This is a genomic window from Nitratireductor sp. XY-223, from assembly GCF_004959855.1.
Taxonomy (GTDB): Bacteria; Pseudomonadota; Alphaproteobacteria; order Rhizobiales; family Rhizobiaceae; genus Hoeflea_A.
Genome location: NZ_SPNT01000003.1, coordinates 165101 through 183432 on the forward strand (window position 1 = coordinate 165101; position 18332 = coordinate 183432).

Annotated in this window: 15 protein-coding genes; 12 read left to right on the forward strand and 3 right to left on the reverse strand. The window is 62.4% G+C overall.

Features of this window, described 5'->3' with window-relative positions; all coding sequences use genetic code 11:
- The first annotated feature begins 17 nt into the window (after positions 1 to 17).
- From cimA to E4M07_RS12425, 9 genes are all read left to right on the forward strand, one after another.
- Entirely contained in the window at positions 18 to 1619 is a 1602-nt protein-coding gene (cimA, locus tag E4M07_RS12385; protein WP_136658666.1) for a citramalate synthase, read from the forward strand.
- Positions 1620 to 1766: 147 nt separating this feature from the next.
- Entirely contained in the window at positions 1767 to 2696 is a 930-nt protein-coding gene (gene rarD, locus E4M07_RS12390) for an EamA family transporter RarD (RefSeq protein WP_136658667.1), read from the forward strand.
- 4 nt (positions 2697 to 2700) lie between these two features.
- Positions 2701 to 3447 (forward strand): SDR family oxidoreductase, encoded by a 747-nt coding sequence (locus E4M07_RS12395; RefSeq protein ID WP_136658668.1) that lies wholly within the window; start codon positions 2701 to 2703, stop codon positions 3445 to 3447.
- Positions 3448 to 3562: 115 nt separating this feature from the next.
- Complete coding sequence (locus E4M07_RS12400) at positions 3563 to 4579, forward strand: AraC family transcriptional regulator (RefSeq protein ID WP_169054195.1); 1017 nt, start codon at positions 3563 to 3565, stop codon at positions 4577 to 4579.
- Positions 4580 to 4653: 74 nt separating this feature from the next.
- Positions 4654 to 5418 (forward strand): tryptophan synthase subunit alpha, encoded by a 765-nt coding sequence (locus E4M07_RS12405; protein WP_136658670.1) that lies wholly within the window; start codon positions 4654 to 4656, stop codon positions 5416 to 5418.
- The gene (locus tag E4M07_RS12410) at positions 5408 to 6877 is read left to right on the forward strand and encodes an FGGY family carbohydrate kinase (protein WP_136658671.1); all 1470 of its coding nucleotides are present in this window, start codon (positions 5408 to 5410) and stop codon (positions 6875 to 6877) included. The genes E4M07_RS12405 and E4M07_RS12410 overlap by 11 nt, the downstream gene beginning before the upstream one ends.
- Positions 6878 to 7004: 127 nt before the next feature.
- Entirely contained in the window at positions 7005 to 7922 is a 918-nt protein-coding gene (locus E4M07_RS12415; RefSeq protein WP_136658672.1) for a substrate-binding domain-containing protein, read from the forward strand.
- A 60-nt stretch (positions 7923 to 7982) separates the two neighbouring features.
- Complete coding sequence (locus tag E4M07_RS12420) at positions 7983 to 9482, forward strand: sugar ABC transporter ATP-binding protein (RefSeq protein ID WP_136658673.1); 1500 nt, start codon at positions 7983 to 7985, stop codon at positions 9480 to 9482.
- 19 nt (positions 9483 to 9501) lie between these two features.
- Complete coding sequence (locus E4M07_RS12425; RefSeq protein WP_136658674.1) at positions 9502 to 10464, forward strand: ABC transporter permease; 963 nt, start codon at positions 9502 to 9504, stop codon at positions 10462 to 10464.
- A 3-nt stretch (positions 10465 to 10467) separates the two neighbouring features.
- On the opposite strand, the gene E4M07_RS12430 is transcribed toward E4M07_RS12425, so the two are convergent.
- The 3 genes from E4M07_RS12430 to E4M07_RS12440 form a co-directional block, all read right to left on the reverse strand.
- On the reverse strand, positions 10468 to 11709 hold the full coding sequence (locus E4M07_RS12430) for a glycerophosphodiester phosphodiesterase family protein (protein ID WP_136658675.1): 1242 nt from the start codon (positions 11707 to 11709) through the stop codon (positions 10468 to 10470).
- Positions 11710 to 11804: 95 nt separating this feature from the next.
- Positions 11805 to 12686: a carbon-nitrogen hydrolase family protein gene (locus E4M07_RS12435; RefSeq protein ID WP_169054196.1), complete on the reverse strand. Its 882-nt coding sequence runs from the start codon at positions 12684 to 12686 to the stop codon at positions 11805 to 11807.
- Positions 12687 to 12707: 21 nt separating this feature from the next.
- A complete protein-coding gene (locus E4M07_RS12440; RefSeq protein ID WP_136658677.1) occupies positions 12708 to 13316 on the reverse strand; it encodes a TIGR00730 family Rossman fold protein in 609 nt (202 codons plus the stop codon).
- A 278-nt stretch (positions 13317 to 13594) separates the two neighbouring features.
- On the opposite strand from E4M07_RS12440, the gene E4M07_RS12445 reads away from it, so the two are divergent.
- The 3 genes from E4M07_RS12445 (at position 13595) to E4M07_RS12455 (ending at position 18328) form a co-directional block, all read left to right on the forward strand.
- Entirely contained in the window at positions 13595 to 15469 is a 1875-nt protein-coding gene (locus E4M07_RS12445; RefSeq protein ID WP_246660438.1) for a LysM peptidoglycan-binding domain-containing protein, read from the forward strand.
- Positions 15470 to 15615: 146 nt separating this feature from the next.
- Positions 15616 to 17535 (forward strand): ABC transporter ATP-binding protein/permease, encoded by a 1920-nt coding sequence (locus tag E4M07_RS12450; protein ID WP_246660439.1) that lies wholly within the window; start codon positions 15616 to 15618, stop codon positions 17533 to 17535.
- Positions 17536 to 17629: 94 nt separating this feature from the next.
- Positions 17630 to 18328, forward strand: coding sequence for a phosphatidylserine decarboxylase (locus tag E4M07_RS12455; protein WP_136658678.1), 699 nt, complete (start codon positions 17630 to 17632; stop codon positions 18326 to 18328).
- The last annotated feature ends 4 nt before the right edge of the window (positions 18329 to 18332 follow it).

The window sequence follows — 18332 nt, forward strand, 5'->3', positions numbered from 1 at the left end:
AACGAGCGAACGAGACAATGAGCCAGCGCGAAAAAATCTACCTGTTCGACACCACATTGCGGGACGGGCAACAGACCCCGGGCATTGATTTTGGCGTCGAGGACAAGATTGCCATCGCCAAGCTGCTCGACGAGTTCGGTGTCGACTATGTCGAGGGCGGTTATCCGGGCGCCAATCCGACAGACACGGCGTTTTTCGAAAAGAACCGCCTGAAGAACGCTGCCTTTGTCGCCTTCGGCATGACCAAGCGCGCGGGCGTGTCGGCTTCCAATGATCCGGGCGTATCGGCGCTGCTGCAGTCGCAGAGCGACGCGGTCTGTTTTGTCGCCAAGAGCTGGGACTACCACGTGGACGTTGCGCTGGGCATCACCAACGAAGAGAACCTCGAGGGCATTTCAGCCTCGGTCGAGGCGACGGTGGCGGCCCGCAAGGAAGCGATGGTCGATTGCGAGCACTTCTTCGACGGCTACAAGGCCAACCCGGAATACGCGGTGGCCTGCGCCCGGGCGGCCTTCGAGGCCGGCGCCCGCTGGGTTGTGCTGTGCGATACCAACGGCGGCACGCAGCCGGCCGAGGTCGCACAGATCGTCTCCGATGTCATCGCCGCCGGCATACCCGGCGACCATCTCGGCATTCACGCGCACAACGACACCGGTCAGGCGGTCGCCAACTCCCTGGCCGCTGTCGATGCCGGGGTGCGGCAGGTCCAGGGTACGCTCAACGGCATCGGCGAGCGGTGCGGCAATGCCAATCTCGTCACCCTCATTCCGACGCTGGTCCTGAAACCGCTCTGGAACCAGCGCTTCGTGACCGAGATCGACGGCGAGAAACTGAAACAGCTGACGCGCATCTCGCACGCCTTCGACGAGCTCCTGAACCGTTCGCCCGAACCGCAATCGCCCTATGTCGGCGCTTCGTCCTTTGCCACCAAGGCCGGCATCCACGCTTCGGCGCTGTTAAAGGATCCGAAGACCTACGAGCACGTGGAGCCGGAGACGGTCGGCAACCAGCGCAAGGTGATGGTTTCGGACCAGGGTGGAAAATCGAATTTTATCAACGAGTTGAAGCGACGTGGTATCGATGTCGCCAAGGACAATCCGCGGCTCGACCGGCTGATCTCCATCGTCAAGGAACACGAGGCCTCCGGCTATGCCTATGAGGGCGCGGACGCCAGTTTCGAACTGCTGGCGCGGCGCACGCTCGGCCGGGTTCCCGAGTTCTTCAAGGTGGACAGTTTCCGCGTGATGGTGGAGCGCCGTTTCGATGCCAATGGCAATCTGAAGACCGTGTCCGAGGCCATCGTCAAGGTCGAGATCGACGGCGAGGCAAAAATGTCCGTGGCCGAGGGCCACGGTCCCGTCAACGCGCTCGACATCGCGCTGCGCAAGGATCTCGGCAAATACCAGGACGAGATCGAGGACCTGGAACTGACGGACTACAAGGTGCGTATCCTCAATGGCGGCACGGAGGCTGTGACGCGGGTCCTTATTGAATCGCGCGACCAGACGGGCGAACGCTGGTGGACCGTCGGCGTTTCCGACAACATCATCGACGCCTCGTTCCAGGCGTTGATGGATTCGGTGACCTACAAGCTGCTCAAAATACGCAAGGGCGGGTGAACATGCTTGCCATCGATATCCGTATGTGATTGCGTGATGCGTCGGCATGGCGCCGGCCATCCGATAATGGAACGTGCTGCGGCCGCTTGATTCTGATTGTCCGCACGACGTTCCAAGCCACTGAATCTGAATAGAAACGACGAAGCCATGAACGGCAACGAGCCAGACAACACGGCAGCACGTGGATTCGCCTTTGGGATCAGCGCCTATCTGATGTGGGGCCTGTTGCCCTTCTACATGAAGGCCGTCGATCACGTGCCCGCGATCGAGGTTGTTGCCTACCGTGTCCTGTGTTCTATCCCCGTCGCCGGATTGATCATCCTGTGGATGGGCCGGACATCCGATTTGAAACAGGCCGTCAAGAACCCGAAGACGCTTGCGCTCGCGGCTCTCACATCCGCCCTGATCGCAGTAAACTGGGGCATTTACACCTGGGCTGTCGCCAATGAGCGCACGGTTGAGACCGCGCTCGGCTACTACATAAATCCGATTGTCAGCATCATGCTGGGGGCGTTGTTCCTGGGCGAGCGCTTCACGCGCCCGCAATTGGCCGCCATTGTCCTGGCGGTCATCGCCGTTTCCGTGTTGACCTATGACGCCGGAGGCCTTCCGTGGGTTTCGCTTTCTCTTGCCTTCAGCTTCGGGCTTTACGGCTATTTCCGAAAAACCATGCCGATCGGCCCTTCCCAGGGTTTTTTCCTCGAAGTCGTACTCTTGTGCCTGCCCGCGCTGTTCGTGCTGATGGCGCTCGATATCGAGGGAATGGGCCATTTCATGGCCGGCAACACGTCCGACACGATGCTGATGCTGTTCGCCGGCCCGTCAACGGCGCTGCCGCTGATCTTCTACGCGCTCGGTGCCAGGATGCTGCGGCTTTCGACCATGGGGCTGATGCAGTACACGGCGCCGACGCTGATCTTCCTCATTGCCGTGTTCGTCTTCCGCGAACCGTTTTCTTCGCTGCAATTGCTGGCCTTCGTTCTGATCTGGTCCGCACTGGCGCTTTACAGCTGGTCGAGCATCCGCGAGATTCGGGAACGTGCCCGGATAGAACGGGCGCACGCGGCGGGAGAGTAGGCCGATGGCAAAGGTGGCGATCATAACCGGGGCAGGGCGCGGCATCGGCGCCGCGACGGCGATACTGGCCGCGCAGCACGGCTACGATGTCTGTGTCAACTACGCGTCCAATGCCGAAGCCGCAGAGCGGACAGCCGGGACATGCGCCGCGCATGGGGTCAAGGCGGCTGCCAAGAGGGCCGATGTGGCGTTGCCCGACGAAGTAGCGGCGCTGTTCGAATTTTGCGACGCGGAACTCGGTCCGCCGGCACTGCTCGTCAACAATGCCGGGGTGATCGGAGGGGCGACGACAGTCGAGAACCTTTCCGACGCGGTGCTGCAGCGGACCTTTGCGGTCAATGTCGAGGGTGCCTTCTACTGCGCGAGGGAAGCCATCAAGCGCATGTCGACCGCCCATGGCGGCAGCGGCGGGGTGATCGTCAACATATCCTCGATCGCTGCGACGCTCGGCAGTCCCGGAGAGTATGTCCACTACGCCGCATCAAAGGCGGCGGTCGATGCCATGACCATCGGCCTTTCCAAGGAAGTCGGCCCACTCGGCATCCGGGTCAACGCCATTCAGGCCGGCACCGTCGATACCGACATACACAGGACGGAAGGCAACCCGGACCGCCCGGCAATGGTCGCCAACTCCGCGCCTCTCGGGCGGGCGGGCCTCGCGCAGGATATCGCCGAGGCGGTCCTGTGGCTGGCCTCCGGAAAATCGTCATACACAACGGGTTCGATTGTGCGCATTGCCGGCGGGCTCTGATCTGATTTCCCGCCGCGCGGCAGGATTCGGATAGGGTTTCCGGTGCCTTGCTTGCCAAATATACCGGCCCCATGCACCATGACAGAAGAAAATGCAGCGATATGCGTGTGATTTCATGGGCGATCAGCCTCTGACCAATCTGGATTTCTTTGACGGTGGACCGGGCGCCGGCGCGTGCTTCCGCTCCGATCAGCCGGCGGTTGCCCAGAACATCATGAGCGAGCGCTACAAATCGCATCACCTGACGTGCCTTGCTGGCGATCTTGATTTCGATTTCTTCCACGTCGGCGCCGAAGTCCCCGTCGGGTCCTTCAACGTCCTGCGTTACGGCTCCCATGTCGAGATCGACCCGGGCGCCTTCAAGGACTTCTTCATGCTCGAAATGCCGGTCGCCGGCGGCGCCCGCGTACAGCAGGGCGGAATGCACCTGGGATCGAGCTATGACACGGCGCTGTTTCTTTCGCCGGATCAACGCATCCACTCCGTCTGGGCCAGGGGCACGACCCAGCTGATGCTCAAGATCAAGCGCTCCGAGCTCATTACCCGGTGGCAACAGCGGCTCGACAATCCGGTCGCCGAATTGCCGGAAGTGTCGCCCGAAATTGATCTGAACCGGCCTGCCGGCTGGCGGATCAGGCGGCTGATGCACCTTCTTTATGAGGAACTGGAGCGAAGCCTTCGGCTCGACAACGGGAGTGTCGCACAAACACCGCTGGCGGCTGCGGTGATCGACAACGTCTTTGAGTATTGGGCCGACGTCCACGGCCACCTTCTGGAGGGCCCGGCCTTCAGGATTTTGCCGGTCCACATCAAACGCAGTGTCGCCTATATCGAAGACCACCTTTCGAAGGACCTCAGAGTATCGACGCTTGCCCGCGTCGGGAACGTCAGCGAGCGCACGATCTATGACGGGTTCCTAAAATTCCTGAAGCGTTCTCCCAAGCAATATGTCCTCGAGCGCCGCCTGAACCGGGCGAGGCAGGATTTGATTTCGGGAAAGGGTTCGGTGGCCGGCGTGGCGCGCAAATACGGCATAAACCATCTCGGACGTTTTTCTCAGTACTACCGGATCAGATACGGGGAAAATCCGTCGGAGACCTTGCTTCAAAGGCAACGCCGGCTCGTCTCGTGAGGATTGATGCGGCATTCGGATATCGCCGCGCTTTCTGGAGTTGCGGGGTCTGCCGCCGCGTGCAGATTGCGCCCATGGACGGAACCGGCAGCGCGCTATTCGACCGCATCGATGCATCTGGCAGCAAACTTCTTTCGGCGTACTTTCCGGTGTGCGATCCGCTGGTGCCGCTCGACTATCTGAAAATCTACGATGAATTCGGGGTCGATCTGATCGAGCTCGGCATCAAGTCGGCCAATCCCCACCACGACGGCGACACGATCAGGCAATCGATGTTGCGTTCAACCGGACAAGGACGCCTGGCGGATGCCGGCGAGGCGTTGCGGATGACGGCAGGTCTCGCAGGCGGCTCGCTCGGCGTGATCTTCGCCTATCCGCAGCCGGGACTGGCAGAGGAGACGTTTGACTGGACAGGAACCGACATACTCCTTTGCGCGGGTGCGGATGGCAGCCACCGCGAACGCCTGGTCTCGGATGCGAAATCGGCCGGCGTATCGACTGCCGAGTTTGCGCCCCATCACATGCGCGAAGGGGATCTTGCCCGGGCACGGTCGGCCACATCCTACGTGTTTCTGCAATACGCGGCCGGCAAAACCGGCATCCGGGCCGGATTCGACCGCTCGGCCAAGGCCCGGTTGCAGCGTCTTCGGCAAAGCGGCGTCTCGGTCCCGGTTCTGCTCGGTGTCGGCCTTTCGACACCCGATCAGTGCAGGCATGCCCTGGACTGCGGCGCGGACGGCATTGTGATCGGATCGAAAACCGTGAAGATGGCCGAAAAGGGCAGGGCGGCCCTGTCGGACTATCTTGGCGAAATCAGGCAGGTGATTGATGGAAGGTGACCTGGTCATTGGGATTGACGTTGGAACGACGGCGGTCAAGGCGGGCCTGCTGGATTCGACGGGTGTCCTGGTGGACTACTTTTCCGCCCCCTATGCAACCAGCCGGCCGGATAGCGCCCTGGTCGAGCAGAACCCGGAGGACTGGGTTTCGCTTGTGTCGGCTTCGCTCGAGCGGTTCGCGGCAAAGGACCTGCCGATTGCCGCCATAGGGCTTTGCTCGCAGGTCAATACCCATGTCTTCGTCGGTGCGGACGGTGCGCCGCTTTTTCCCGCCATTGTCTGGCAGGACGGCCGCGCCGGCGCCGAAGCAGCCGAGCTTGACGCCCGCGTTTCGGACAAACAGCGGATTGCCTGGTGGGGAGCGCCGATGCCGATCGACGCCAGCAACGCGCTGGCCCGGATGCTCTGGATGGCGCGCCACAGGCCGGATGTCTGGGAAAAGACCAGGTATGTGATGCTGCCCAAGGACTACTGTATCTTCCGGCTGACGGGCGAGTTGACCGCCGATCCGCTGTCCAACATCGGTCTTGTGGGGCAATCGCTTGACTATGTTCCCGACGCGCTGGAGCTGGTGCCCGGAGCGGCCGAGCGCCTCGTCCCGCTCAGGGACATGAAATCGCTGGTCGGCCGCGTGCGCCACGGATCGGCGGCCGGCATACCGGTTGCCAATGGCACCATGGACGCCTGGACGGGATTGCTCGGTTCCGGCGGCCATGCCGACAGGACCACCGTCTATCTCAGCGGCACCAGCGAAATCCTCGGCATTACCAGCCGGACCGTCAAGGCGACGCCGGGTGTCGTTGTCTTCCCGGAATACCAGAACATTCGCCTGCATGCCGGTCCCACCCAGTCGGGTGGCGCTTCGCAATTGTGGTATTGCGGGCTGCAGGGACTTCAGCCCGACGAGATGGCCGCCCTGGCGGCGCGCTCGGATTTCGATCGCCCCGCGCCCATTTTCCTCCCGCATCTGCACGGCGAGCGGGCACCGGTGTGGAACGCGGATGCGAGGGCCCTCTTTCTCGGGATCGAGGAACGCACATCAGGCGCGGACATGGCCCGCGCGGTCTATGAGGGCGTGGCCTTTTCCGCCCGGCTGCTGTTGCAGAGCCTTGAGGCCTCCGCCGGGATTGAGAACGATGCCATCAATTGTGGCGGCGGAGGCTTCCAGACAGAAATCTGGAACCAGATCCGCGCCAACGTGCTCGGCCGTCAGTGCCGCAGACTGGCGGTCAAGGATCCGGGCGTTCTGGGTGCGGCCGGGCTGGCCGGCTGGGCGATCGAAATGCATCCGGACCTTTCGGCGATCTTCCGGCAGATCACGCGTTTCGATCGCACCTACGAGCCGGATCCCGAGATGCATGCATTGTATGACCGTCTTTTTTCGATCTATGTCGATGCAATCGCGGCCAACGCCGAACTTTGCCGGGCATGGTTGAACGCCGATGCCGGGCGCGCCTGATGCGGGACCACTATCCGAAAACTGCTGTTTTCGACGGTTGAAATGCCGGACAGGTCCGAAAACGGTTCTTCATCCGCAGGAGCGCGCCTATTCTTTCACGAACAACGACATAACCGGGAGGAAAATAATGTTTGTTGCCGGAACGATCGCAAGAACCTTTACCGCGCTGGTCCTGTTTACCGGCGTGGCCATGGCCCAGAACGTCACCGTCGTCACCCCGTATCTGGCCCAGCCCGGAACCCAGATGTACGTTGAGGGATTTCAGGCCGAAGCCGCCGACAAGGGCTGGAACGTCAATGTCATTGATACCGCCGGCGACGTTGCCGCCGTTATCAGCCGTATAGAGGACGCGGTCACGCAGAAGGTCGATGCCATCGTCATCAATGTCGATCCGGCGCAAATTGCCGCCGGTCTGGAGACCGCTGCGGCCGCCTCGATTCCGGTGATCGGCATGGACAGCGGCGCCGATCCGCTGGTCGCGACCAACGTCACCTCGAATGGCTATGCGATGGCGGCGGAGACCGCAGTCTACGTCGCCAACCGCATCGAGGGCAAGGGCCGTGTCGTCATGTTCGTGTTCGACGCCTTTCCGCCCGTGCAGATCCGCGGGGTCATCGCGGATGCGGTGTTCGGAAATTTCCCCGACATCGAGGTTATCGACCGCATCACGCCGGACGTGCAGGACGGCGGCATTGCCGACAGCCGCGCCAAGATGGAGGCCATCCTGGCAGCCAATCCGGAGCCGGGAAGCATTTCGGCCGTCTGGGCCGCTTGGGATCAGCCGGCCCTCGGCTCGCTGCAGGCGATCGAGGATGCCGGACGGGCTGACGAGGGCATCGTGATCGTCGGTATAGACGCCAATCCGCAGGCCCGCGATGCCATTGCGGCCGGCGGCAATTTCGAGGCGTCCATTGCGCAGGACTTCATCGGCATCGGCAAGGCCACGGCGAATGCGGTATCGCGGGCCATTTCCGGAGAAGAAATTCGGGAGAAGGTGATTTACGTTCCAACGGTCCTGGTGACAAAGTCGAATGTAGACAAGTAGGCTCCTTGCCGATCCTGGCGGACCCCGGCCGGGGTCTGCCCCGTTCCGGAGGATGCGGCGATGCATGAGCTTTCCATCCGCAATCTGTCGAAATCCTTCGCCGGATCGCCAGCGCTGGCCGATGTGAGCCTGGATCTGCGTGGTGGCGAGATCCATGCCCTGATGGGAGAGAACGGCGCCGGAAAGAGCACCTTGATCCGCATCCTCGCGGGGGTCGAGACCGCTGACGCGCTGGAACTGGAGAAGGACGGCCGCCGGTTGCCGCTCGCCAATGCCAAAAACGCCTATGACGCCGGCTTCCGCTTCATCCACCAGGAACTGAACATCGTCCCGCAGCTCTCGGCGGCTGAGAACATCCTACTCGGTCTGCCTTATCCGAGCCGCTTCGGGATCGCGGTGAATTGGAAGGAACTCAACACCCGGGCCAGAAACGCCTTGTCGCGCCTTGGCATCGACCATATCGAACCCGCACGGCAGGCAGCGCGTTTCAATACGGGCGATCAGATGCTCATAAAGATCGCAAGCTGCCTGGTCGACGCCGAGGGCATGACCGCCGATCTTTATGTATTTGATGAGCCGACGGCCGCATTGACCGGCGAGGAATCGGAAAAGCTGTTTCGCGTAATTGCCGGTTTGAAGGAAAGCGGCGCCGCGGTGCTGTACGTTTCCCACCGCATAAACGAAGTGATGCGGCTGTGTGATCGCGTCACCGTGCTTCGCGACGGCCGCAATGCCCTGACGGCTCCGATTTCCAGGACCGGCAAGGAGGAGATCATTATCGCGATGACCGGGCGGTCCGTCGAGGACATGTATCCGCCGCGTTCGCGCGCCATCGGCGCGGCGGTGGCCTATGCGGCATCCGGTGTATCGACGAAAGAGGTGTCGGGGCTCGAATTCGAATTGCGCGCCGGCGAGATACTCGGCGTCGCCGGCCTGGCTAATGCCGGGCAAAGCGGGGTGTTGCGAACAGTCATGGGGCTGTCGGAGCCACGCCAGGGACGTCTTGAGTGCCTCTCGGGAGCCGCGCCGAAATCGCCGTCAGAGGCCTGGAAGAGCGGGATTGCCTATATTCCGAGGGAACGAAGGGGCGAAGGACTGATGCTCCAAATGCCGGTGCGCGACAATGCCGTTCTGCCGCATCTCGACACATTAAGGCGGCTGGCGTTTCTTGCGGACCGGCGCGGCGAGCAGGCGATGGCGCACAAGACATCCGAATATGTGCGCCTGAAGGCCGCCGGTCTTTCGCAGCCCGCCTACCAGCTTTCCGGCGGCAACCAGCAAAAGGTCCTGTTCGCGCGGGCGCTTGGCAAGACGCCATCGATCCTGGTTCTCGATGAGCCCACACGGGGTGTCGATATCGGCGCCAAATACGATATCTACGCGCTTGTCCGGGAGCTGAGCGAGGCCGGGTGCGCGGTTGTGATGACTTCGACCGATCTGTCGGAGACCCTTGGCATGTGCGATCGCGTGCTGCTCATGCGCGACGGCGCACAGCAGGCGATCGTCGATGCGGCAGGCCTGACGCCGGCGGACCTTCTGCGCCGGATTTATGCGTCGTGAACCGGAATGCGGTGGATCTATGATTAGGATACTCAAACTCTACGGCACCCTGATCGGCTTCGCCCTGATCATCGTGCTGTTTTCGGTCCTTCTGCCGGGCACGTTTTTGACGTCCGGCAACCTGATCAATATTTCCCAGCAGATCAGCATGCTGGCCGTCGTGGCCTTCACCATGACGATCGTCATGGTGATGAACGATTTCGATCTTTCGGTCGGCTCCATGGCAAGCCTCGCGGGCGTGACGGCGGCAGTTCTATTTTCGCTGGGATATCCGGTCTATGTCGGTGTTGCAGCGGCTCTGCTCGTCGGTCTGCTGGGAGGCGTTTTCAACGGCGTTCTCGTGTCTCTCGTCGGCATCCTGCCATTTGTCGCGACGCTCGGGACGCTCACCATGTTCAGTGGCCTCGCCTTCCTGGTCAGCGGCGGCCGGACCATATTCGGACGCGACATACCAAGTGAATTCTCCGGGTTTGCGCGCAGCGGCGTGCCCCTCGATTCCGTCGGTCTGGACGGGCTGAAACTGCCTTTTCTCAGCCTTGTGGCACTGGTCGTGCTTGCGGTTGTCTGGTTTGTGCTGGAGCAGACGACCTATGGACGGCGGCTTTATGCGATCGGAGGCAACAAGGAGGCCGCGCGGCTGGCGGGCGTGCGGGTCAAGTCGCTGCGCCTGTCGGCATTTGCGTTGACCGGGCTCGGCGCGGCCATCGCCGGCCTGATGTATTCGAGCCGTGTCGCATCGGCAAATCCGACACAGGGCAGCGGCCTCATGCTGGACGCGATCGCCGCCGTATTCCTGGGCATGACGATGAGCGAGGAAGGCGAACCGCGCGTTCAACACACTTTGGTCGGTGTGCTTATCCTCGGCGTGCTGGACAACGGCCTCACCCAGCTCGCCGTCGACAGCTACATCCGCGAGATCATGGTCGGCGCGATCGTCATCACCGCAGTGGCGTTTTCAAGCATTACCAAGCAGGGAAGATAGCCGTCAGAGCCCCATGCAGTTGGCGTAGAACGTGGTCGTCGCCGGCCAGTCGGAAAAGACGCCGACGACACCCACCTGACGGGCGAGCACGTCAAGAAGCACAAGCGCGTCGCCGTCGTTCCGTGTGATGTCGCCGATGGTCTGGTAGTACCAGCCGCCGCCGGACGAGAGCGGCCCGGACCGCTCAAGCGTCCAGGTGATGATGTCGAGGCCGGCATCCCTGGCCGCGACCGCATAGGCCGACGGAACCGGTTTTCCGTCGTCGCCTTTCGTCACCAGCACCCAGAGCGGCGGTGCGATATATTTGACGCCCATAGCCGCAAGCGCATCCATGGAGGGGTTCCAGGTGTTCGGATCCTGCGGATCGAACGCGCCGCGACTGAAACGGCCGTCGAGGAGGACGGCCTGTACGCCGAATTCCGGCTCGTTTTTGATCCAGTAGGTGACATCCGCCGGATTGAAAGACTGCGCGAAGACGCGGCTTGCTGGCACCTGCGCTTCCTTGTAGGTGTCGATCATTTTCTGGGCATATTGTTCCTGGGTGAAATCGCCCTCATAGGGCATGTCGACCGAGGGCGACTTGAGTTCGGGCGTATGCTTGACGCCGAGTTCCTCGAAGAGCGCGATGGATTCGGCAAGCGTCAACAGCCGCCCGCCCGTCGTGTAGAGATCCGTCCGCCATTTCGCCAGGCCGCCGACATATTCCTCGACCGTCGTCGCGTTCCTGTCGGCGGATTCCATCTTGCCGGTCAGTTGGCGGTACTGTTCGAGCGTAATGTCCGATGTGCAGCATCTGGCCTGCGCCGGTTTGCCGCCGGCGGAATCGGCCGGCGTAAACGGCACGCTGCAACTCGCGGCGATTTCCGGCTTCAGGAGTATATCGGTGGTCGTGTGCAGGTCGCATTGCGAATGGCGGCACACCAGCTCGCGGTCCTTGGTAAAGGTGACGTCGCATTCGAGGATACCGGCGCCCATGCGGGCCGCGGCGCGGTAGGACTGCTCTGTGTGCTCCGGAAACTGCAGCGGTGCGCCGCGGTGGCCGATCGAGAACTCGCTCTTGAAGAACGGCCCTTTCTCGCAGGCTTTCAGCGCTTCCTTCAATTCGCCGTCATTGAGACTGTCGAGCAGATAGAACGGGCGCGGACCGAGATGGACATTTGCTTGGTGCTCGTCGGCAATGGCCGGTGCGGCAAGATGCAGGAACAGGATGCAGGTCAGGCTGACGGGCAGAAATGCGAATTTCATGGTCATTCCTTCGGCGGATTTCAGGCAGTAACTATCGTCGGCGAAACTCAGTTCAATATCCACTCTATGAACACAGTACGACGAAGCGATAACGCTCAGCGCTTCCAGACAACCGAATAGAGATCGTGGCGGCGGTCGGAGAGGTTCCTGACGGTACCCTCCCGGCGCGCCCGCTCGAGCGCCTGTAGGTCGAGGTCGGCGAAGATGATGGCCTCCGCGTTCTCGCTCGCCTCGGCAGCGATCCCGTCGCGCGCGAAGGGCAGGTCGCAGGGTGTCAGGATCGCTGAGCGCGCGAATGCGCTGTATTGTTCGGGAACATTGGAAAATTGCCCCGTCATCCCGGCGGTCGCGACATAGCACTGGTTCTCGACCGTCCGCGCGGCGCAGCAGTGGCGCACCCGCCAATGTCCGTGCACGGTGTCGGTCAGGTAGGGCACGAAGAGGACCAAGGCGCCCTGGTCGATCAGATGGCGTGCGAGTTCCGGAAATTCGCTGTCATAGCAGATCATCACGCCGACCGGTCCGCGGTCCGTCTCGATGATGTCGGCCGAGCCGCCGCCTTCAACCGACCAGGCACCGGCCTCCGTCGGGGTCGGATGCAGCTTGTCGCGCGCATGGGTGCTGCCGTCCCTCGTGAACACGAATGCGGTGTTTCGGGCCGTGCCGCCCTCGTCGACCGTCAGGTGCGAACCGGCGACGATATTAATCCCGTTTTCGCGTGCCAGCGATCGGGTGCGGTCGGTGAACGCGACGGTGTGTGCGTGCGAACGCGCCGCTACGTCCCGCGATTCGATACGTTCTTCAGAGAAAAGCAGGCACAGTGTGAAGAGCTCGGGAAAGACCACGAAGTCCGCTTCGTAGTCAGCCGCCGCGCGCACGTGGAATTCGAGGCGTTCATAAAAGCCGGCCGGATCCATGGTTCTTTCCGCGCGCCACTGCACCGAAGCGACACGGATTGTTGCGGCATCCGAAGTCATGTCCATCGTTCCCGTTGCAAGCTACATCCTGTCGATGACCTCGCGGTCACCGGCGCCCGTGCTGCCCGATTCCCACTGGCGCACGATCAGGGGGACGATCTCGGACGCGTCCGACACGACGAGCGGTTCGGCGAGATGGGCGGAGTGCAGGAAACCCGTTGTTCCCATGTGGTTGAGGAGCTCAAGCAGCGGGTCCCAGAAGCCGGCAATATTTGCCAGCACCATCGGTCTCTTGTGCCGGCCGAGCTGCGACCAGGTCATGATTTCGATGATTTCCTCGAGCGTTCCGATACCGCCGGGCAGGGCGACGAAGGCGCCCGATTTCTCGAACATGGTGTGTTTGCGCTCGTGCATGTCCCGGGTCACGATCAGTTCGTCGAATGAGAGCTTCTTTCCGTTTCCCGCCTCGCGGCTTTTTAGGAATTCCGGAATGATCCCGGTCACCAGGCCGTTCCCGCTGATGACCGCCCCGGCAACCGCACCCATGATGCCGTGGGTCCCGCCCCCGTAGATGAGCCGGATGTCGTTTTCGGCAATCGACCTGCCGAGCGTTACGGCCGCCGCTTCGAACACCGGATCATTGCCGGCCTGGGAGCCGCAATAGACGCAAATAGACCGATTCTCCGCCATGGCACCGAACAAGCATGGCAGGCCCGGACAGGTCAAGCCGTTGCCGCAACCGCACAGCTGATGCTTTTTTGTCGATAACCGGTGTGTTCTTGCCGCGAACGCGGCCCAAAACCGTGCAAATGCTTGTTTGGGTGCTGCAAAAGTTCTAGTTTGGCGGCGATTTTCGGGGTTCGGCACTGCGCACGTGGTGCATGCGGCGGGAAAATCGATACAGGGGGCGGATGGGCGCGATCCGCGAGCGTGCTGCATTATTTATGCCGCGCCGACTGGAGTATGAAATGAAAAAGAACAAGTCCCTGATTTGGGCCCTTGTCGGATTGCTGATCATCATCATTGTCGGGGTTTACGTCTATCAGACGGATCCTTTCGCCGAGCAGGGCGGAACCGAAACGGCGCAGCAAGGCGAAACCGGCTCCGGATCCACGCAGACCGGAGGTGAGGAAAAGACAGCTGCGGCAGAGCCAGCGTCCGATGAGAATGCGGCGGAGACAGCTGCCGCCGGCGAAATCAGTGCCCCGACATTCGATGTCGTGCGCGTGGAGCCCAACGGCTCGACGCTGATCGCCGGTCAGGCGACGCCGGGAACGGAAGTCGAGATCGTCAGCAGCGGGCAGGTCATTGCCAAGGCCGACGCAGGAGCGAGCGGCGATTTCGTTGCGGTCGTCGACGACGCGCTTGAGCCGGGCGACCACCAAATCGTCCTGCGGTCGGTCGGTGAGGGCGATGCATCCGCCCAGTCCGAGGAAGTCGCGACCATCAGCGTCCCGAAGGACGATCCCGCCGAACTTCTGGTCATGGTCACCAAGCCCGGTGAAGCCAGCCGCATTCTGACCAAGCCGGAGACCGAGGACGCCGCCGGCGAAACGGCCGCCGCCAAACCCGAACAGACAACGCAGGAGACCGGCACCGAAACCAGCGCTGCCGAAACGCCTGCCGAAAAACCGGAAGAAACGCAGGTAGCGGCGGCGACGGGAGAGCAAGCCGAGCCGGAAACCGCGATGGCGAAGGAACCCGCCGCCGGGGAAACGGCGACCGAAGCAGCGCCCGCTGCCGAGACGCAAGCCGCCGCATCGAGCGAGGCGGCGAAGCCGGAAGCCGGAGACGGCGAGACATCCACGACAGGGTCCGAAGTCGCGGCAGCACCGGCTACCGCAACGGAAGACACCGGGACGGAAACCGCCATGCTTCCGTCCGACACGGCAGCGGATGAAACGGAAACCGAAAAATCCAGTGCCGTTGCCGCCGCGCCGCAAACCACCCTGCGCATCGACGCCGTCGAGATCGAGGATGGGCGCATTTTCGTCGCCGGCTCGGCAACGCCCGGCGGCGAGGTGCGCGTCTATGCCGACGGCGAACCGATCGGTCAAAGTGCCGTCAGCACCTCCGGGCGCTTTCTCGTCGAAGCCAGCAAAGACCTCGCGGTGGGCGACCACATCATCGGCGCCGACCTGATCATGCAGGAGGGCGACGCACCGTCCCTGCGGGTCGCGGTCCCGTTCACCCGGCCCGAGGGCCAGATGGTGGCCGCAGTGGCATCTTCCGGATCTGAGGACAGCGCCGAAAAAGCACCCGAAAGTGCAGCTGCTGCCGGCGGCAGCGCGGCAACCGAAGCCGCGGAAAAAACAGCGGCCGAACAAACCGGCGCGGCCGGGACGACCGAAAGCCCGGAGACCGAGCAGGCCGCCCAAGGTTCCGAGAAACCGGCGGAAATGTCGGATTCTGGCACTGCGGAAACCGCATCAGACGCGGCACCGTCTGAGTCCGAACCGACTACGCAAACCGCGCAAACGGATACGCAGACGCCGGTGGTCGAGGAAGGATCGGCCGAAGACTCGGCAGCAGGCGTTACAGACGCCGCCGATGAATCGACCGTTGTCGCCAGCGCCGAGCCGCAGGACGACGCGACGCCGACGGTCGTTCAGCCGGCGCTCGAGCCGCGTGACAGTTCCGTCATCATCCGCCGCGGCGACACGCTTTGGCAGATCTCGCGGCGAATCTACGGGCGCGGCGTGCGCTATACGACGATTTACCTGGCCAATACCGATCAGATCCGGAATCCGGACAAGATCGAACCGGGACAGATATTCATGGTGCCGGACGAGCCGCTGGACAATGCCGAGGAACTGCATCGCCAGCGCATCCGGGGCAGGTAGGGGCCGAGGGCCCGGTCGCTTGACGGTCAGGACCTGAAACCTATGTAGATACAGGGCGGCGATCGCGGAACATCGCCGCCCTTTCCGTCGGAAATATTGTATCCGGCGCTGGGGGCGTTCCGCACCCGCTTCAAAAAGGCGTTTCCTTGTCAGACCAGAATAAAACCGTCGCTTCCGACACCGCCAATCCGCTGCATACGCTGCGCAATCTGTGGCCCTATATGTGGCCATCGGATCGCACCGACCTGAAACGCCGCGTCATGATCGCCGCCGTTTTCCTGGTGCTGGCGAAGCTGTCGCAGGTGGTCGTTCCCTACTTCTTCAAATGGGCGACAGACGCGCTCAACGGCAACCACGACGGTCTCGATTTCCTGCCTGCCTTCCTGATCGCGCCGATCATGCTGGTCCTCGCCTATAATGCCGCGCGCATCATCCAGCTCGGTTTCAACCAGTTGCGCGATGCGTTGTTCGCAAAAGTCGGCCAGCACGCGGTCCATCAGCTTGCCTACAGGACATTCGTCCACATGCACCGCCTGTCGCTGCGCTTTCACCTGGAACGGCGAACCGGCGGGCTGTCGCGGATCATCGAGCGCGGCGTCAAGGGCATCGAGTCGATCGTTCGTTTCACGATCCTGAACACGCTGCCGACACTGCTCGAGTTCGCGCTCGTCGCACTCATTTTCGGCTTTGCCTATGGCTGGTCCTATGTGGCGGTGACGGCCATCGTCATCTGGCTCTACATATGGTTCACCGTGCGCGCTAGCGATTGGCGCATCGCCATCCGCCGCGACATGAACGAGTCCGACACCGACGCCAACACCAAGGCCATCGACTCGCTGCTCAATTTCGAGACGGTCAAGTATTTCGGCAACGAGGACATGGAGGCGGCCCGTTACGACCGGTCGATGGCGCGCTACGAGAAGGCGGCCACCCGCATCTGGACATCGCTCGGCTGGCTGAACCTGGGGCAGGGGGTGATCTTCGGCGCGGGCATGGCGGTGATGATGGTCATGTCGGCGCTTGCCGTCCAGAGAGGCGATCAGACGATCGGCGATTTCGTCTTCATCAACGTTATGCTGATGCAGCTTTCGATCCCGCTCAATTTCATCGGCTTCGTCTACCGCGAAATCCGCCAGGGACTGACCGATATCGAGAACATGTTCGACCTTCTCGACATCGACGAGGAGGTCGTCGACAAGCCCGGTTCCAAGCCGCTGGCGCTGAAATCCGGTGCCATACGTTTCGACGATGTGTACTTCCGCTACGAAAGTGACCGGCCGATCCTGAAGGGCATAACCTTCGATGTGCCGGACGGCAGGACCGTCGCCGTGGTCGGACCGTCCGGCGCCGGAAAATCGACGCTCTCGCGCCTGTTGTTCCGCTTCTACGACGTTCAGGAGGGCGCGATCACCATCGACGGGCAGGACGTTCGCGATGTGACCCAGAAGTCGCTGCGCGAGGCGATCGGCATGGTTCCGCAGGACACGGTGCTGTTCAACGACACGCTGGCCTACAATATCCGCTACGGTCGCATCGACGCCACCGACGACGAAGTTCGCCAGGCGGCCGACATGGCCCAGATCGGCGATTTTATCGACAGCCTGCCGCAGGGCCTCGACACGATGGTCGGCGAACGCGGTCTGAAACTGTCCGGCGGCGAGAAGCAGCGTGTGGCAATCGCCCGCACCATATTGAAGGCGCCTCCGATCCTGATCCTGGACGAGGCGACATCGGCGCTCGATTCCGCGACCGAACAGGAAATCCAGTCGGCGCTCGACTATGTCAGCCGCGGCCGCACGACCCTTGTCATCGCCCACCGTCTTTCGACCGTCATCGGCGCCGACGAGATCATCGTCCTCCAGGACGGCGTCATCGCCGAACGCGGCACCCATCAGCAGCTCCTGGAGCACAAGGGTCTTTACCTCGATATGTGGAACCGCCAGCGCGAGGCCCGCGAGACCGAGGAAAAACTGAAGGATTTTCGCGAGCACGACGACCTCGGCGTCATCGTCCGCAAGCGGCCTTACGACCAGCGCGAGCCGGCAGAGCCATTGCCTGAGGACTGAGCCAATCGGCTGTTCAAGTCCGCTGCCAATCCGTCTATATAGACGCGGGCTGTTTCGCGCCCGCCGGCGCTGAACACGCGCCACGGAGTTTTTGATGAGTCTTTACGATACGATCTCGAATACGCTGGTGCCCGTGCACAAGGAGGGCTACAAGTTCGTGCTCGCCTTCCTGGCCGCCTCAGTGGTCCTCGGCTGGATCTGGGATCCGTTCTTCTGGATCGGCATTTTGCTGACCGCCTGGTGCGCCTATTTCTTTCGCGATCCGGAGCGCGTCACGCCGCTCGACGACGACCTGGTCATCAGCCCGGCGGACGGGCGCGTGTCGTCGGTTGTCTCGATCAAGCCGCCGCGCGAACTCGATCTCGGCGAAGACGAGATGCTGCGCATTTCCGTCTTCATGAATGTCTTCAACTGCCACGTGAACCGGGCGCCGATGGCCGGCAGCGTCCGTGACGTGGTCCACAAGCCCGGCCAGTTCATGAATGCTGAGCTGGACAAGGCAAGCGAAGAAAACGAACGCAACGGGCTTGTCATCGAGACACCGAAGGGCCCCATCGGCGTCGTGCAGATCGCCGGGCTGGTGGCCCGCCGCATCGTCTGCTGGACCTCGGCCAACGATCACCTCGATGCCGGAGAGCGCTTCGGCCTTATCCGTTTCGGTTCGCGCCTCGATGTCTTTCTGCCGGCGAACGCCACGCCGCGCGTGTCGGTCGGGCAGACGGCGGTGGCGGGAGAGACCGTCCTTGCCGAGTTCGACGCCGCCAAGGGCAAGACCGTGTCCCGCAAGGCTTAGCAAC

Coding starts and splice junctions, on each gene's coding strand:
- cimA (WP_136658666.1), top strand. CDS start 18: ATGAGCCAGCGCGAAAAAATCTACCTGTTCGACACCACATTGCGGGAC.
- rarD (WP_136658667.1), top strand. CDS start 1,767: ATGAACGGCAACGAGCCAGACAACACGGCAGCACGTGGATTCGCCTTT.
- E4M07_RS12395 (WP_136658668.1), top strand. CDS start 2,701: ATGGCAAAGGTGGCGATCATAACCGGGGCAGGGCGCGGCATCGGCGCC.
- E4M07_RS12400 (WP_169054195.1), top strand. CDS start 3,563: ATGGGCGATCAGCCTCTGACCAATCTGGATTTCTTTGACGGTGGACCG.
- E4M07_RS12405 (WP_136658670.1), top strand. CDS start 4,654: ATGGACGGAACCGGCAGCGCGCTATTCGACCGCATCGATGCATCTGGC.
- E4M07_RS12410 (WP_136658671.1), top strand. CDS start 5,408: ATGGAAGGTGACCTGGTCATTGGGATTGACGTTGGAACGACGGCGGTC.
- E4M07_RS12415 (WP_136658672.1), top strand. CDS start 7,005: ATGTTTGTTGCCGGAACGATCGCAAGAACCTTTACCGCGCTGGTCCTG.
- E4M07_RS12420 (WP_136658673.1), top strand. CDS start 7,983: ATGCATGAGCTTTCCATCCGCAATCTGTCGAAATCCTTCGCCGGATCG.
- E4M07_RS12425 (WP_136658674.1), top strand. CDS start 9,502: ATGATTAGGATACTCAAACTCTACGGCACCCTGATCGGCTTCGCCCTG.
- E4M07_RS12430 (WP_136658675.1), bottom strand. CDS start 11,709: ATGAAATTCGCATTTCTGCCCGTCAGCCTGACCTGCATCCTGTTCCTG.
- E4M07_RS12435 (WP_169054196.1), bottom strand. CDS start 12,686: ATGACTTCGGATGCCGCAACAATCCGTGTCGCTTCGGTGCAGTGGCGC.
- E4M07_RS12440 (WP_136658677.1), bottom strand. CDS start 13,316: ATGGCGGAGAATCGGTCTATTTGCGTCTATTGCGGCTCCCAGGCCGGC.
- E4M07_RS12445 (WP_246660438.1), top strand. CDS start 13,595: ATGAAAAAGAACAAGTCCCTGATTTGGGCCCTTGTCGGATTGCTGATC.
- E4M07_RS12455 (WP_136658678.1), top strand. CDS start 17,630: ATGAGTCTTTACGATACGATCTCGAATACGCTGGTGCCCGTGCACAAG.